This window comes from Pseudonocardia sp. HH130630-07, assembly GCF_001698125.1.
Classification (GTDB): Bacteria; Actinomycetota; Actinomycetes; order Mycobacteriales; family Pseudonocardiaceae; genus Pseudonocardia.
Genome location: NZ_CP013854.1, coordinates 1,997,136 through 2,012,898, shown reverse-complemented (window position 1 = coordinate 2,012,898; position 15,763 = coordinate 1,997,136). Strand labels below are relative to the sequence as shown.

The window sequence follows — 15,763 nt, the reverse complement described above, 5'->3', positions numbered from 1 at the left end:
CTCGACGGCGCCGGAACGGCTCCGGTGCCGGTCACGGTGACGATGCACCGCCACCGTCCGCGCCGGAAGCCTCGATCGCGCCTCATCGGTGATAGGCGGAGCCTCTATACCCTCGGGGCATGCGGGTGGAACGGGCGCGGTACTTCCTGGCCGCGGTCCAGAGCGGGTCGCTGCGGTCGGCGGCGGCGCGGTGCGGGATCAGCCAGCCGTCGCTCGGGCAGCAGATCGCGCTGCTGGAGGAGGAGCTGGACCTGGTCCTGCTGGTCCGGAGCCGGCGCGGGGTCCGCCCGACCCCGGCCGGGCAGGCGCTCGTGGAACCGCTGACCCGGCTGGTCGCGGCGCAGGCCACGGTGCAGGAGGCGGCGATGGAGGCCCGCGGCACGTATCACGGGCGGGTGCGGATCGGCGCCGGCTCGGTGACCGCGGAGCTGCTGGTCGCCCCGGTCGTGGGGCAGCTGCGGGAACGGCACCCGGGCCTGCGGTTCACCGTCCGCGAAGGGGGCTCGGCGGACATCGAGTCGGCGATCCGGTCCGGCGAGCTGGACCTCGCGGTGATCACCACCCCGGACCGTCCGCCCGCGGCGGACCTGCGCCGGATCCCGCTGCTGCGCGCACCGCTGGGCGTGCACGTCCGCGCCGATCACCCGCTGGCCGGTCGCGCCCGGCTGAGCTGGGCCGACCTGGAGTCCTGGCCGGTGGTCACGATGCGCCGGGGCACCGTGCTGTGGGACGCCCTGCACCGGAACCTGCCCGGCGCCGACGTGGTGATCGAGGCGATGTCGGCGCGGACGGTCATGGTGATGGTGGGCCAGGGTGCGGGGATCGGGGTCCTCGCCCGGTTCGGGTCCGCCCCGGCCGTGCCCGGCCTGCACTGGATCCCGTTGCTCGACGCCGAGCCCGTCGGGGTCTGCCTGGCCGAGCGGTCCGACACCCGGCCGTCCCGGCCGGAGCTGGTCGTGCGACGGCTGCTCGAGGCCCACGTCGCCCGGTTCGAGGGGGCGAGCGGCTAGCCGCCCCGGCGGAGCTGGGCCAGCATCTCGTTGTAGGCGCGCAGCTCGGCGTCGTTGTCCCGGTCGGCCTGCCGGTCCTTGCGCACCGCCTCCCGGGAGTCGTCCCGCGACCACTGCACCACCAGGGTGACCATCACCAGCAGCATCGGGATCTCGCCGGTCGCCCAGGCGATCCCGCCGCCGACCTTCTGGTCGTTCAGCAGGTCGATCCAGGGCAGCCCGACCTGGGCGTAGAAGTTGCGGCCCAGCACCTCCGACGAGCTCATCACGGCGATGCCGAAGAACGCGTGGAACGGCATGGTCGCCAGCATCACCGCGAGCCGGCCGAGGTGCGGCAACCGGTGCGGCGCCGCGTCCACCCCGATCAGCGGCCAGAAGAACAGGTAGCCGACCAGCACGAAGTGCAGGTTCATCAGCTGGTGGCCCCAGTGGAACCGCAGCGCCTGGTCGAACAGCGAGGTGAAGTACAGGACGTAGAACGAGCCCACGAACAGGATCGCGGCGCACGCCGGGTGGGTCAGCACCCGCGCGACCCGGGAGTGCACGAGCGCCAGCAGCCACTCGCGCGGCCCCGGCGGGTTGCCGCGCCCGGCCGGGCGCAGCGCCCGCAGCGCCAGGGTGACCGCCCCGCCCAGGCTGAGCAGGATCGGCGCCAGCATGTTCAGGGTCATGTGGCTGATCATGTGGACGCTGAACATCGACGGCGAGTAGAAGCCCAGCCCGGACGACGTCGCGAGCACCAGCGTCAGGCAGCCGAGCATCCAGGCCCAGGTCCGGCCGACCGGCCAGGACACGCCCCGGGCCGCGAGCCGGCGCACCGCCAGCGCGTACACCGCGGCCAGCAGCACCGCGCCGGTGCCGAACAGCAGGTTCCAGCGCCACTCGGTGAGCAGGGTCAGCGCGGAGAACGGCCGGTCGATGTCCCAGCCGATCAGCGTCTGCAGCGCGCTGTCGTCGGCGACCCAGAACCGGGGCGGGACCAGCCGGATGGTCGCGACGCCGGCCGTCGCCACCAGCGCGCCGAGCACGGCACCGAGCACGAGCAGCCGTCCGGTCCGCGGCCCGGCGGGCGCGTCGCGCAACGCGGTGCCGATCAGCGCGGTCACCGGCACCAGCGCCACCAGCAGCACCGCCGCCACGGTCGCGGCGCGCACGTAGGCCGATCCGGAGAGCGTGCCCGAGGAGGTCACCACCAGCTGGAAGACGATCTCGCCCAGCAGGTAGCCGACGCCGGTCACGGCGAGCAGGCCGCGGGCCCGGGACACGGTGCGCGGGTCCAGCCGGCCGCCGTGGACCCGGTGCGCGGCCAGCGCGGCCACGACGCCCAGCCAGGCGACCCCGGCGACCGCGCGCAGCACGTTGGCGTCCCCGCTCCAGTCGTGCGCGTCCCCGGTCGCGGCCGGGTTCACCGCGGCGGGCAGCGCGAGTGCGGCCGCCGCGACGACGCCGAGCGCGGCGATCGCCTTCCAGCTCAGTGACCACGCCGAGAGCGCCCCGACGACCAGCAGCACCGCCCCGGCGAGCGCCCAGCCCAGCGGTTCCTGCAGCGTGGCGGCGGGCTCCAGCCAGCCGAACGGGCCGGCCGAGGCCAGCTCGGCGACGGCGTTGCCGCTCGACTCGGCCACCGACAGCCAGCCCACACCGATCGCGAGCACCCCGGCGACGGCGGCGGCGAGCGTCCCGCGGCGGACGGCGCGGTAGCCGTGGACGTCGACGGTGCCGGACGCCTGCGGGGTCGCGAGCAGGCCGCCGACCAGCAGCGATCCGGCGGCCAGCGCGGTCGCGGCCACCGCGAGCACCGTCGTGGCGACGGTCAGCGCCCTGGACCAGGCCGCGGGCTCCGGCAGCCCGCTGAGCTGCCAGAACCCGTAGTCGCCCGCGGTCAGGGCGATCGCCGCCCCGGCACAGACGACGGCGACGACGACGGTGAGCGCGGTGAGCACCGGCCTGCGGTCCCGGACGGGGCGCGCCGGAGAGCCCGCTGCGTCGGGCCGCGACGTCTCGTCCGTCGTGACGGTCGGCTCCGTGCTCGCGCTCACCGAGGGTCCTCCGCAGGTGTTCACCGGCGTGCCGCGTCCTGCGCTACGGCCCGCGCTCCACCCACGATGGTCCCCGAGCCGCCCGGAGCGCGCCGCCCCGGGTCGGCACCGTCACCCGCTGCCGACGAGCTGGGACCACCAGCGCTGGACGCTGTCCCAGAAACCCTGGGCGTCGCGGCCGAGCTCGTCGGGGTCGGGCAGGTTGGTCGGCAGCGGCAGGTCGGTCGGGATCGGGATGTTCGTCGGGATCTCGATGTCGGTGGGCAGCGGGGGCAGGATCCCGCCGTTCTCCGAGGTCGGCGGCGTCGACGTCTCCTCGGTGGTCTCCTCGGTCGTGGTCGTCGTCGGTGCCGCCGAGGTGCTCGACTCGGTGGTCGGCGGCGGGGCGCCGGTGTCCGACCCGTCGTCGCGGAACAGCAGGTAGCCGATGAGCAGCACGAGCAGCGCGACGACGAGCGCGCCGATCGCGATCCACTTCCCGGCGCCGGAGGACCCCAGCTCGCCCTGGCGGGGCTCCGGCTCGGGGCCCGGGGCGACCGCGGCCGGGGCCGGTTCGGCCAGCATCTCGGAGACGACGTGCGCCGGGGGGCGGCGCTGCGGGTCGATCGCGGTCGCCTGGGCGATCGCCGTCCGCAGCGGTTCCGGCACGTCCGACGGGACGACCGCGGGGCGGCGGACCCGTTCCGCGGCCCCCGCCAGCCCCTCGCCCTGGTACTCCTGGCGCCCGGTCCAGGCCTCCAGCAGGACGAGCCCCAGCGCGTAGACGTCGGTCGGCGGTCCGACCTCGCGGCCCTGCACCTGCTCGGGGGACAGGTAGGCGGGCGTCCCGAGGATCTCCCCGGCCGCGGTGTGACCGTCGGCCCCGAGCACCGCGGCGATCCCGAAGTCGGCCAGCCGGGCGCGGCCGTCGGAGTCGACGAGCACGTTCGACGGCTTGACGTCGCGGTGCGTGACACCCTGGCCGTGCACGTAGGCCAGGGTCTGCGCGACCTCGGTCCCGATCCGGCGGATGTCGTCGGGCGGCAGGTCCTCACGCGCGATGACGTCCCGCAGCGACGGCCCGTCGACCAGCTCCATCACCAGGTACGCCCGGTCGGACTCGACCGCGAAGTCGTGCACCGCGACCAGGCCGGGATGGCGCAGGTTCGCCATGACCTGCGCCTCCTGCTCGAAGCGCTGGTCGGCCGTCGGGTCGTCGGCCGCGCCGAAGATCTTCACCGCGACCGGCCGGTTGAGCCGGGTGTCGGTGGCCCGGTGGACGTCCGCCATGCCGCCCTGGCCGATCAGTCCCTCCAGCCGGTAGCGGCCGCCGAGCAGCTCCGGCTGGGTGACCGGGGCCGGGATCATCCGCGTCGCGTCCGGGCGGGGCCGGCGCGGCACGCCGTACGCGGCCGTGGGCGCCGGGCCGATGTTGCGGGTCGTGCCGCCGGGCACGCCGGACCGTCGCGAGCTGGTGGGGCCACCACCGTGGCGGGCTCCGCGCGGTGCGCTACCGGGCGGGCCGACCCGGCGGGTGGCGTCGTCACCGGGGCCTGCCCTGCGGGTCGCGTCGGGTCCCGGGCCGCCGCCCCGGCGCTGGTTCCCGGTCTGCCACGCGCCGGGCTCGGCCCGCCGGGTGCGGTCCGGATCGTCGCCCCGCTGCACGGGTCCTCCCGGTGGTCGCTGTCACGCCCGGTGAACGCACCGGCCGCCCGCCTCGTGGCGGCAAGGGTCGGCCGACCGTACCGCCACGACCGGCCCGTGAGCGGCCCCGGCGCGCTGGCCGCGGGCCCCCGATCAGGGGGTGCTCACCCGTTCCGCGGGCCCGCCCCCGCCCGTCGTCAGCGGGCGCCGGTGGCGGTGGCCAGCCGGTGCAGCAGGTCCGCCAGCGGCTCCGGGTGCAGCTGGACGCCGACGTGGGACGTGTCCAGGTCGTGCACGACGAACGGGTTGTCCGGGGTGAGCGCGTCGGCCTCGGCGATCCAGCGGTCCTGCAGCGCGACCGGCAGCGCGCGGTCGGCGGGCAGCCGTACGTAGTGCCGCGGGATCCGGCCCCAGGTGTCCGCGTCCGCCCGGACCAGGTCGTCGTCGATGACGATGGACTCGTCCGGGTCCTGGGCGTGCAGGAAGGTGAGCAGCTCGTCGCGGGTGCCGTCGGCGAGCAGGGCGGCCTGCAGCGTGTCGAGCAGTTCGGGATCGGCGGTGCGCCAGTTGAACCGCAGTGCCCCGACCACCCCGGGATCGGCGACGACCAGCCCCGCCGTCCGGTGCAGCAGGCTCGACGCGTTCTCCTCGCTCGCGTGGTACTCGGCGACCGAGGCGGTCACCGGGCACTGCGCCGTGACGTAGACCAGCCGGTCGACGAGCTCGGGATGCGCGCCCGCCACCGCGTTGAGGGTGATCCCGCCGCGGCTGACGCCGGCCAGCACGACCGGGCCGTGCTCGCGGACCCGGCGCAGGACCTCGGCGACCGAGCGCACGTCGTCGGCGGTGCCGATGCCGGTCATGCCGCTCGGCTCGCTCGCGAGCAGCCCGGCGTCCTGGGAGCCGAGATAGCCGCGCGGGATCCGGGCGCCGGGTCCGTGCCCCGGCAGGTCGACGGCAAGGGCGCGCACGCCCCGCAGGGCGAGTGCCCGGAGCACCGAGGTCCAGGACGACGAGTTGCAGGCGGCCCCGTGCACGAGCACGACGGTGGGGGAGGCGGGATTCACCCCGCGGATCCTGCCGGTTCGCCGGGCCGTCCGGAACCCGTTTCCCGCCGGGGACGGACCCGGTGCCGGTCAGTGCGCCGGTGCGGGGGTGCGCAGATCGGCGGCGGGGAACGGCGGGCGCTCGTCGAGCCGGACCGACAGCTTCCCGGCGGCCCGCCAGGCGCGGGCGGTGAGATCGCGGTCGTCGTCGGTCACCAGGTTGCCCATCACCCGCAGCGCCACGGTCATGAGCGCGCGCGAGCGCATCCCGACCGGGCCCGCCAGCGGCAGCAGCCGCGGGATCGTGATCAGGCCGGCCAGCCGCCGGGCGATGGAGAACGCGAGGCCGTAGTGCGCCCGCAGGGTGGCGGGCCAGGCGCGGTCGAGATCGGTCCCGTCGACCAGCAGCTCGGTGACGAGCCGGCCGGTCTCCAGGCCGTAGTCGATGCCCTCGCCGTTGAGCGGGTTCACGCAGCCCGCGGCGTCGCCGATCAGCGCCCAGTTGGGGCCGGCGACACCGGACACCGCACCGCCCATCGGGAGCAGCGCCGAGCGCACGAGCTCCACCTCGTCCCCGAGCCCCCACTCGGCGCGGCGGGCGTTCGCGTAGTGCTCGATGAGCCCGCGCAGCCGGATGTTCGCCGGGCGCCGGTCGGTGGCGAGCGTCCCGACGCCGATGTTGACCCGGCCGTCGTTCAGCGGGAACAGCCAGCCGTAGCCGGCCAGGACCTCGTCGGCCTCGCCGCGCAGCTCCAGGTGCGAGCTGATCCACGGGTCGTCGTGCCGGTCGGAGGTGATGTAGCCGCGGGCGGCGACGCCGTAGGCGGTGTCCTGGTGCCACTCCCGGCCCAGCACCCGGCCGAGGGTGGACCGCGCGCCGTCGGCGACGACGAGCCGCCGGCAGCGGATGCTGCGGCCGTCGGCGAACTCGACGGCGGTGACCCGGTCGCCGTCCCGGACGACGTCGACGGCCTTCGCTCCCTCCACCGGTGTCGCGCCGGCGTCGAGCGCCGCCTGCCGGATCCCGGCGTCCAGCTCGGTGCGCGGGATCGCCGACCCGTGCGCCGGGAGCGAACCACCGGGCCACGGCAGCTCCAGCACCTGCCCGAAGCCGTGCGCGCGCAGCCCGCGGTTGGTGCCGTGGCCGTCCACCCAGTCACCGAGGCCCAGCCGGTCGAGCTCGGCGATCGCCCGCGGGGTCAGCCCGTCCCCGCACGCCTTGTCCCGCGGGAACGTGGCGGCGTCGGCGAGCACCACGTCGAGCCCGTGCCGGGCGGCCCACGCGGCGGCGGCCGATCCCGCCGGACCGGCCCCGACGACGAGGACGTCCGTCCGGTCCACCGCGGGCTCGGACGGACGCGACGTCGAGTCGGGGCTGCTCATACCCCCAGTGTCGCAACCGCCCCCCACCCCCCGCCGCCGAGCGTGTCCCCGGTCACGCCTCCGCCCCTTCCCGACCCCGCCCCCCGGTTCCACTCATGGAGCTTCAGCCTCGTGTCACGAGGCCGAAGCTCCATGAGTGCAGGTCGGGGAGCCCCGCCCACGCCGCACTCATGGAGCACGAGCACGGGGAGACGAGGCTGAAGCTCCATGAGTGCGACGAGGGGGAGGGGCGGAGGCGAGGGCGGCCGGCGGTGCCCGATCGTGCGGGGTCCGGCGCGGACGGGTGACGCGGCAGTAGGGTCGGCCGCAGTGGCACCCGTAGCGGGCGGGGCCGTTCGGGGACGGGGGAGACAGGCATGGGCGGAGGATTCCGCGGCCGGCCCCCGCGCGGTGGTGGCCCCGTACCGGGTGGCGGATCGCCGGGTGGTGGCCCGCCCGGGCGTGGGCGTCCGGGGAGCCCGGGCTGGTCCCGGCAGCCCGGGCCCGGCCCGCTTCCCGGGCACGGTGGGCGGCCGCTGCCCCCGCCGTCGCCGCCGCAGCAGCCCGCGCGTGGCCGGGGCCCGCTGCGCAAGCCGCCGCCCGGCCGCGGTGCCGGGCCGCCGCCCCGTGCGGTGCCGCCGGGTGGTGGCGCGATGCCGCGTCCGGCCGGTGCGGCGGGGGCCGGGCCGCCGGTACACCCGGCGTCCCGGGCGCCGCGCGACGGCCGGGTCACCTCGGGCCCGCCGAGCCTGCGACGGGTGGGGCGGGCGTTGCGCGGCCGGTGGCAGGTCGTGCTGGTCCTGCTCCTCGTCGTGCTGGTCGGGTTCGGCGTGTACCTCGACCAGAACATGAGCCGGGTCGAGGCGCTGCCCGCCAGTTCCGAGGCCACCTCCGACGGCACGAACTACCTGATCGTGGGCTCGGACTCCCGGGACGGGCTGACCGCGGAGGACGAGGAGCGCCTCGCCACCGGTGACGCCGCGGGCCAGCGCACGGACACGATGATGCTGCTGCACACCGGCAGCTCCGGCAGCGTGCTCGTCTCGATCCCGCGCGACTCCTACGTGCCGATCCCCGGCAAGGGCAGCAACAAGATCAACGCCGCGTTCGCGTTCGGTGGCCCGCAGCTGCTCGTCGAGACCGTCGAGGGCGCGACCGGCCTGCGCATCGACCACTACGTCGAGGTCGGCTTCGGCGGTTTCGTCGGCGCGGTCGACGCGGTCGGCGGGGTGGACATGTGCATCCCGCAGGCCATCGAGGACCCGAAGGCCGGGCTGAACATCTCGGAGGGCTGCCAGGAGCTCGACGGTGGCACCGCGCTCGGCTACGTACGCACCCGGGCCACGGCGGGATCGGACTTCGACCGGGTGCAGCGCCAGCGGGAGTTCCTGTCCGCGCTGCTGGGCAAGGCCACCAGCCCGCTCACGCTGATCAACCCGTTCCGGATGGTGCCGCTCGCCTCGGCGGTCACCGACACGATCACCGTCGACGACTCCGACCACATCTGGCACCTCGCCGGCCTGGCCTGGGGGATGCGCGGGGTCTCCGGTGGCGACGGCGTGCAGACCACGGTGCCGATCGGCGGCAGCTCCGGATCGAACCTGCGGTGGGACAAGGACCGTGCCCAGCAGCTGTTCGGCGCGCTGCAGCAGGACCAGGCGCCGCCGGAGGAGAGCTTCGGGCCCTGAGCCGGGTGCGATCCGCTGCCGGGCCGGGGGCCGGCTCAGGGCGAGGCGACGCCGGGGCCGGACGCCGCCAGGACACGAGGTACCGCAGGAACCGGTGCCGCCGGGATCGGGTGCCGGGGGACCGGGTGCCGCCGGACCGGGTGCCGTCGGGCGGGCGTGCCCGTGCCCCCCGGGTGGGTCAGGCCGTCTTGCGGGTCGACCGGCGCCGGGTGGTGCCGGACTTCGTCCCGCCCTTCTCCGCGTCGCCGGAGTCGTCGGCCGACTTCGACGAGCGCGACCGGGTCGTCCCGCCGGATGCGGACGCCGGCTTCCGCGTGGAGGAACCGGACTTCGCGCCCCCGGACTTCGCCGCCGCGCCGCCCGAGGACCGGGACGATCCGCCGGAGCCGGAGCCGGAGCCGGAGCCGGAGCCGGAGCCGGAGCCGGAGCCGGAGCCCGCGGACGACTTACCGCCCGAGGACCGCGCCGCGTCCACACTCGCCTGCAACGCCGACAGCAGGTCGCTCATCGAGTCGGCCCCGTCGTCCGCGCGCTCCGCGGCGGGGGCCGGGCGGGCGTCCCCGTCGGACTTCTTGGCCTCGATCAGATCGACCATCGCGTCGCGGTACTCGTCGTGGAACTCGGAGGCGTCGAAGTCCGCGCCCATGCTCTCGACCAGCGACGACGCCATCTGCAGCTCCTGCGGACGCAGCTCGACGTCGGTCTCGAGGATGTCGAAGTCCGGGGTGCGCACCTCGTCCGGCCAGATCAGCGTCTGCAGGACGATCGCCTTCCCGCGGATCCGGAGCAGCGCGAGCGTCTCCCGCTGGCGCAGCGCCACCTTCACCACGGCCGTCCGGTCGGTCTCGTTCAATGCCTCCCGCAGCAGCGCGTACGGCTTGGCGGCCTTGGTCTCCGGCTCCAGGTAGTAGCTCTTGTCGAACAGCATCGGGTCGATCTGGTCGTTCGGGACGAACTCGATGACGTCGATCTCGTGCCCGGTCGAGACCGGCAGCGACGCCAGATCGTTCTCGTCGAGGGTGATCAGCTCACCCTCCGGCGTCTCGAACCCCTTGACGATGTCGGCGTAGGACACCTCCTCGCCGCACACCTCGCAGGTCCGCTTGTAGCGGATCCGGCCGCCGTCGGACCCGTGCACCTGGTGGAACCGGACGTCGTGGTTCGAGGTCGCCGAGTACACCTTGATCGGCACGCTGACCAGCCCGAACGAGACGGCTCCGCTCCAGATCGCCCGCATGCCCGTTCCCCCTGATCGTCATCGGGCGACACGCCGGACCTGGCGCGCCGGCCGTTCGGTGACAGCATGACGGTGTGTTGCCCATGCTCGCCACCCCCGGCGCCCTCCCGACCGGCCCCGGCTGGTCCTACGAGGTCAAATGGGACGGCATGCGCGTGCTCGCATCGGTCACCGAGAGTGACGGCGGCCGGATGCTGACACTGCATACCCGCTCCGGCCGGGACATCACCTCCCACTTCCCCGAGCTGGCCGAGCTGACCGGCCTGGCGCCCGACGTCGTCCTCGACGGCGAGGTCGTGCTGCTCGACTCCGGGGTGCCCAGCTTCGCGGCGCTGGCCCACCGGATGCAGGCCGTGGTGGGTGCGGCGGCGGCGCAGCGACGCCCGGTGACGTTCATGGCGTTCGACGTGCTGCGGCTCTACGGGGTGTCCCTGCTGGACCGGCCGCTGTCCGAGCGCCGGGCCACGCTGGAGCGGCTCGACCTGGCCGGGCGGGCCCACGTGGAGGCGTCCCCGCTGTATCCGGACGGTGCGGCGTTGCTCGCCGTGACCGCGCAGCGCGGGCTGGAGGGGGTCGTCGCGAAGCGCGCGTCGTCGGTCTACCGGCCGGGACGGCGCAGCCCGGACTGGGTGAAGGTGGCGCACCGGCACTCGCAGAGCTGCGTGGTGGGCGGCTGGCGGCCGGAGAAGGGATCGCGGACCCGGATCGGTGCGCTGCTGCTCGGCGTCGGAGGCCCGGACGGGCTGGAGTTCGCCGGCCGGGTCGGGTCCGGTCTCGCCGGCGCGGCGGTGCAGGAGCTGCTCACCGACCGGCTCACGCCGCTGACGACCGGGGACCCGCCGTTCTCCGCCGCCGTCCCGCGGGTGGACGCGGCCGGGGCCACCTGGTGCGGCCCGGGCGTCGTGGTGGAGGTCGCGCACCTCGGCTGGACGACGGCCGGGCGGCTGCGCCAGCCGGTCTTCCGCGGGGTGCGCGACGACGTCGACCCGGGTGACGTGCGGCGCGAACCGGGGTGATGACACGATCGTGGCCCGTGGGTGCACGCGCTGCAGCGTGTGGAACACCGATCCCTGGTCGCGGCGACTCGAACGGTGGTGTGCATGGCGGTCATGCTGAGCTGGCGGTCCGATCCGGAGACCGACGGCGGTTCCGGGCTGGAGGCCGTCCGGATCACCGTCTCCGGCCGTGGGTTCCGCGCGGTCGGCCGGATGATCCGGGGCGGCCCCGGTCAGCTGCTGACGGCGTCCTACCGGCTGGTCGTGGCCGGTGACGGCACCGTGTCCCGGCTGTCGGTGGACGTCGCGGCCGCCGACGGCGAGCAGCAGCTGACGCTGTCCCGCAGCACCGACGGCGTCTGGCTGGTCGACGACGGCTCCGGCGGCACCCGGGGTGGCTTCTCCGGCGCCCGCGACGTGGACCTGGCCTTCAGCCCGGTGTTCCACGCACTGCCGATCCGGCGGCTCGGCCTGCACCGCGACCCCGCCGAGCACGTGCTGCCGGTGGTCTCGGTGGACCTCCCGACGCTGACGGTCGAGGCGACCGAGCAGACCTACCGCACGCTGAGCGCCGGGACCGGCGGCGAGCCCGCGGTCGTCGGCTTCGCGACCGGCGACGTCACCGGCGAGCTGACCGTCGACGCCGACGGTTTCGTGCTGGACCGCCCGGGCGTCGCGTCCCGGGCCGCGCTGTCGGCTCCCTGACCCCGGCCGCGGCTCAGGCCCAGGGCTCGACGACGTCGCCGCGCCGGCCCAGCTCGCGCAGCTCGGCGAGCACGTCGTCCCCCTTGGGTGACACCGGCAGCGCCAGCGGGTCCCGGGTCGCGGACCAGCGCATCCGGGCGTCGTACCCGCTGTGGACGGTCGCGGCCAGTCCGCCGGTCGACGCCAGCGCCCCGCGCATCGCGCCGAGCCGGCCCAGCGCGTCGTCGACGGCGGCGAGCAGCGCGTGCCGGTTCCCCTCGCACATCGCGAGCACCAGCTCCGGCCGGGTCCCGGCGACCCGGGTGCCGTCGGCGAACGACCCCGCGGACAGCGCCAGCGCGAGGTCGTCGCCCTGCTCCCCGGCGCCGACCGAGGCGAGCACGGCGGCGAGCAGGTGCGGGAGGTGCGAGATCCGGGCGACGGCCCGGTCGTGCTCGTCGATCGCGGCCGGGACCACCCGGGAACCGCAGGCCCAGGCGAGCTCGGCGACGTCCCGCCAGACGTCGAGATCGAGGCCGTCGTCGGCCGCGACGACCCAGGCGGCACCGGTGAACAGGTCCGGGTCCCCGGCCGCCCAGCCCGACTCGGCGGTCCCGGCCATCGGATGTCCCCCGACGTAGCGGGCGCGCGGCGCGAACTCGGCGACCGCGTCGGCGACCGCGACCTTCACGCTCACGGCGTCGGTGAGCCGGCAGGCCGGGGCGACGGCGTCGATCCGCCGCAGCACCTGCTCCAGGGCCGGCAGCGGGACGGCGACGACCACCAGCGCGTCCGCGTCCCTGGCCCGGGTCAGCGCGGCGTCGGTGTCGGTCGTGACGTCGAACCCGTCCGCGACGGCGGCCGCCGCGGTGGCCCCGGACGAGGCGGTGCCCCAGACCTCCCGTCCGGCCCGGGCCGCGGCCCGCAGCAGCGACCCACCGATCAGTCCGGTTCCCAGCACGCACACCGCTCGCATGCTCAGAGAGGGTAGGGAGAGATCGGCAGGGGGTGGAGGACGGGTGCCGCCGACGGTTCCGATCCGCCACGAGCCACCGATCAGCGGCGCAGGACCGGCTCCAGCGCGCCGGCCAGGTCCAGCACCGCGGCCTCGCCGACCGTGATCCCGACGAGCTGGATGCCGGCCGGGAGCCCCGGCACCGGGACCGGGAGCGCCACCACGGGCCGGTCGGTGAGGTTGAACGGCGCCGTGGCCTGCAGCATCGCCATCTGCACGCCCGGTTCCGACGGTCCGTCGCCGAGCGGGGTGGCCCGCAGCAGCGTGGTCGGGCAGAGCAGGACGTCGCAGTCGAGCCCGGCCAGGAACGCGGCGGCGAGCCGGTCGCGCTCGCGGCGGGCGCCGAGGTAGGCGTGCGCGGGGGCCTCGCCGCGCGCGGACACCCGGTCGGCGGTCGCCGGCTGGTACTCCCCGCGCCGGGTGGCGAGCCAGTCGCGATGGGTCGCGTACACCTCGCTCCCGGTGATCTCCGCGTAGGTGGCGACGAGCTCCGCCACGTCCGGGGTCTCCTGCCCGGTCACCGGGTGCCCGAGATCGGCGAGTGCGTCCGCCGCGATCCGGACGGCGTCGCCGATCACCGGATCCTGCGGCCGCCACCAGTCGCCGGTCGCGACGCCGATCCGCAGCCGGCCGGTGCCCGGGGTGCCGTCGCCCGCCTCCGGGCCGCCCAGCGCGGCGCGGGCGACCGCCAGCCCGGCCGCGTCCGTCGTGAGGAGCCCGACCGTGTCGAACGACTCGGCCAGCGGGAACACCCCGCCGCCGGGCAGCGCGCCGCGCCGCGGCTTGAGCCCCGCGACCCCGCACAGCGCGGCCGGGGTGCGGACGCTGGCCGCGGTGTCCGTCCCGACGGTCAGCGGGAGGTGCCCGGCGGCGACCGTCGCCGCCGACCCGGACGAGGAACCGCCCGTGATCCGGGTCAGGTCGTGCGGGTTGCGGGCGGGCCCGGTCACCGAGACGTCACCGGTCGGCCCGCAGGCGAACTCGTGGGTGTGCAGCTTCCCGACGACGACCGCCCCCGCGGCCCGCAGCATCGCCACGATCGGCGCGTCCGCCGTCGCGGGCGGGGCGTCGCGCAGGATCGCCGAGCCGCACCGGGTGGGCAGCCCCGCGACGTCGATGATGTCCTTGATCCCCACCGCGACGCCGTGCAGCGGCCCGGCGCTCCCGCCGCGCGCCGACAGCGTGGTCAGCTCCGCGGCCCGGGCCCGGGCCCGTTCCGCGTCGAGCTGCACGACGCTGTTGGTCTCGTCGCCGCCCAGCCGGGACAGGACGTCGTCGACGTGGTCGGCCGGGGACAGCTCACCGGAGCGCAGGGTCCGGATCAGTTCGGGGAGCGGCAGCACCCGGCCAGCCTGCCGCCGCTCCCCGGTGAGGACAAGCGATCACCCGGCGGCCCGGGACAGCTCCCTGGCCTCCTCCTCGTTCTCCGCCGAGGGCTGCGACCCGCGCAGCGGCCGCCCGTTGGTCTCCGGCAGGAACCACAGGCTGACGACGCCGACGACCCCGGCCCCGATCAGGTAGTAGCCGGGCCACAGCAGATCGCCGGTCTCCAGCACCAGCGCCGTCATCACCAGCGACACCGTCCCGGCGAACGCCGAGACGAAGATGTTGAACGCGATCGACAGGCCGCCGTAGCGGATCTGGGTCGGGAACAGCGCGGGCAGCGTGGACGGGCCGGTCGAGGAGAAGCAGATCAGCAGCCCGCCCATCAGGACGAGGCCCAGCAGCACCGACGGGATCGAGCCGTTCTGCATCAGCAGGATCATCGGGATGCCGAGGACGACGAGCCCGCCCGCGCCGACCCAGAGGATGGGCTTGCGGCCGATCCGGTCCGACAGCCGGCCCAGCGCCGGGATGACGAGGACCGCGACCCACAGGACGGCGATCTGCAGCCAGGCCGACGTCTGCGGGTCGATCGTGGCGCCGCCGTGCTCCCCGACGGTGGTCTCCAGGTAGGTCGGCATGTAGCTGGTGAGCATGTAGTTCGTGACGTTCCAGGCGACCACGAACCCGCCGATCAGCATGAACGTCGGGAAGAACCGGGTGAAGATCAGCCGGAAGTTCTCCTTGATCGCCGTGCCCTCGCGCTCCTCGGACTCCGAGAGCATGGTCTGGAACGCCGGTGTCTCCTCCAGCCGCAGTCGCAGGTACACCCCGACGATGCCCAGGGGCAGCGCCACGAGGAACGGGATCCCCCAGCCCCAGCTCGACATGAAGTCCTCGCTGAAGATCAGCGGGAGTACCGAGGCGACGGTCGCGCCGAAGGCGTAGCCGACGAACGTCCCCAGCTCCAGGAAGCTGCCGAACCAGCCGCGGCGGCGGTCCGGGGAGTACTCGGCGATGAACGTCATCGCACCGGCGTACTCACCGCCGGTCGAGAAGCCCTGCACGACGCGGGCGCAGACCAGCAGGATCGGCGCGGCGATCCCGATCGTCGCGTAGGACGGGATGAGCCCCATCAGGAACGTCCCGAACGCCATCATGATCACCGTGATCGACAGGACCTTCGTCCGGCCGATCCGGTCACCCAGCGGGCCGAAGAACAGCCCGCCCAGCGGGCGGAAGAAGAACGCCACGGCGAACGTCGCGAAGACCGCCACCTGGGCCAGTGGCCCCGGGGGGAAGAACTGCGCCTCGATCGTCGTGGCGAGATAGCCGTACACACCGAAGTCGAACCATTCGGTGATGTTGCCGACCGCGGCGGCGGCGACCGCCCGCTTCATCGTGGCGGGCTCGGTCACCGTGACACCCGGATGGCTCCCACCTGCTGCTTCGTCCACGTCCATCCCCCTGCGGACCTCGCCGGGAAGCGATGCTTCCGTCACGTAACTGTCGGTTCCTGGCGATGTGTCCGATTGTGTTCCGGCTGTTTGACGAACGCTAACCAATGGCTCGCGGACCTGCTCGATGGAGGCGGCGAATGGTGTGGCGCGAATCATCGTGAACGAGCCCCGGACGGGGACGACAACGGCTCCGGCGAGTGGGAGCCTCGCAGGTGGGCGCAGTCAGCGTCGTGGTTCGAGCAAGCGCCGTCGTCCCGCCCGGGTCAACCGGACCCGGAGTC

At 75.1% G+C, this 15,763-nt stretch carries 12 protein-coding genes; 4 read left to right on the top strand and 8 right to left on the bottom strand.

Annotation, left to right across the window (positions count from 1 at the left end):
• Positions 1–119: 119 nt before the first annotated feature.
• The gene (locus AFB00_RS09710) at positions 120–1,010 is read left to right on the top strand and encodes a LysR family transcriptional regulator (RefSeq protein ID WP_068796956.1); all 891 of its coding nucleotides are present in this window, start codon (positions 120–122) and stop codon (positions 1,008–1,010) included.
• On the opposite strand, the gene AFB00_RS09705 is transcribed toward AFB00_RS09710, so the two are convergent.
• From AFB00_RS09705 to AFB00_RS09690, 4 genes are all read right to left on the bottom strand, one after another.
• Positions 1,007–3,049, bottom strand: coding sequence for a cytochrome c oxidase assembly protein (locus AFB00_RS09705; RefSeq protein ID WP_083275396.1), 2,043 nt, complete (start codon positions 3,047–3,049; stop codon positions 1,007–1,009). The genes AFB00_RS09710 and AFB00_RS09705 overlap by 4 nt on opposite strands.
• Positions 3,050–3,160: 111 nt before the next feature.
• Positions 3,161–4,693 (bottom strand): serine/threonine-protein kinase, encoded by a 1,533-nt coding sequence (locus AFB00_RS09700; protein WP_068796955.1) that lies wholly within the window; start codon positions 4,691–4,693, stop codon positions 3,161–3,163.
• A 176-nt stretch (positions 4,694–4,869) separates the two neighbouring features.
• Complete coding sequence (locus AFB00_RS09695) at positions 4,870–5,739, bottom strand: alpha/beta fold hydrolase (protein WP_068796954.1); 870 nt, start codon at positions 5,737–5,739, stop codon at positions 4,870–4,872.
• A gap of 69 nt (positions 5,740–5,808) precedes the next feature.
• The gene (locus AFB00_RS09690; protein WP_068796953.1) at positions 5,809–7,101 is read right to left on the bottom strand and encodes a geranylgeranyl reductase family protein; all 1,293 of its coding nucleotides are present in this window, start codon (positions 7,099–7,101) and stop codon (positions 5,809–5,811) included.
• Between the two features lie 632 nt (positions 7,102–7,733).
• On the opposite strand from AFB00_RS09690, the gene AFB00_RS31620 reads away from it, so the two are divergent.
• Positions 7,734–8,768 (top strand): LCP family protein, encoded by a 1,035-nt coding sequence (locus AFB00_RS31620; protein ID WP_156819469.1) that lies wholly within the window; start codon positions 7,734–7,736, stop codon positions 8,766–8,768.
• Positions 8,769–8,946: 178 nt separating this feature from the next.
• Here AFB00_RS31620 and ku read toward each other — a convergent pair whose 3' ends face one another.
• Positions 8,947–10,005, bottom strand: coding sequence for a non-homologous end joining protein Ku (ku, locus tag AFB00_RS09675; RefSeq protein ID WP_068796951.1), 1,059 nt, complete (start codon positions 10,003–10,005; stop codon positions 8,947–8,949).
• Between the two features lie 83 nt (positions 10,006–10,088).
• Between ku and ligD the strand changes: the two genes are divergently transcribed.
• Positions 10,089–11,021: a non-homologous end-joining DNA ligase gene (ligD, locus tag AFB00_RS09670; RefSeq protein WP_083275393.1), complete on the top strand. Its 933-nt coding sequence runs from the start codon at positions 10,089–10,091 to the stop codon at positions 11,019–11,021.
• An 84-nt stretch (positions 11,022–11,105) separates the two neighbouring features.
• Positions 11,106–11,705 carry a putative glycolipid-binding domain-containing protein gene (locus AFB00_RS09665; RefSeq protein ID WP_083275392.1) on the top strand — a complete coding sequence of 200 codons (600 nt, stop codon included), beginning with the start codon at positions 11,106–11,108 and terminating at the stop codon, positions 11,703–11,705.
• 13 nt (positions 11,706–11,718) lie between these two features.
• On the opposite strand, the gene AFB00_RS09660 is transcribed toward AFB00_RS09665, so the two are convergent.
• From AFB00_RS09660 to AFB00_RS09650, 3 genes are all read right to left on the bottom strand, one after another.
• Entirely contained in the window at positions 11,719–12,660 is a 942-nt protein-coding gene (locus tag AFB00_RS09660; protein ID WP_068796949.1) for a prephenate dehydrogenase, read from the bottom strand.
• Positions 12,661–12,740: 80 nt separating this feature from the next.
• Positions 12,741–14,042, bottom strand: a complete 1,302-nt coding sequence (locus AFB00_RS09655; RefSeq protein ID WP_083275391.1) for an amidase — start codon at positions 14,040–14,042, stop codon at positions 12,741–12,743.
• 39 nt (positions 14,043–14,081) lie between these two features.
• A complete protein-coding gene (locus AFB00_RS09650) occupies positions 14,082–15,440 on the bottom strand; it encodes an MFS transporter (RefSeq protein ID WP_083275390.1) in 1,359 nt (452 codons plus the stop codon).
• Positions 15,441–15,763: the final 323 nt, after the last annotated feature.

Bases quoted from the DNA above. Each gene is read 5' to 3' on its own strand.
- AFB00_RS09710 (WP_068796956.1), top strand. From the start codon at position 120: ATGCGGGTGGAACGGGCGCGGTACTTCCTGGCCGCGGTCCAGAGCGGG.
- AFB00_RS31620 (WP_156819469.1), top strand. From the start codon at position 7,734: ATGCCGCGTCCGGCCGGTGCGGCGGGGGCCGGGCCGCCGGTACACCCG.
- AFB00_RS09660 (WP_068796949.1), bottom strand. From the start codon at position 12,660: ATGCGAGCGGTGTGCGTGCTGGGAACCGGACTGATCGGTGGGTCGCTG.
- AFB00_RS09665 (WP_083275392.1), top strand. From the start codon at position 11,106: ATGGCGGTCATGCTGAGCTGGCGGTCCGATCCGGAGACCGACGGCGGT.
- ku (WP_068796951.1), bottom strand. From the start codon at position 10,005: ATGCGGGCGATCTGGAGCGGAGCCGTCTCGTTCGGGCTGGTCAGCGTG.
- ligD (WP_083275393.1), top strand. From the start codon at position 10,089: ATGCTCGCCACCCCCGGCGCCCTCCCGACCGGCCCCGGCTGGTCCTAC.
- AFB00_RS09690 (WP_068796953.1), bottom strand. From the start codon at position 7,101: ATGAGCAGCCCCGACTCGACGTCGCGTCCGTCCGAGCCCGCGGTGGAC.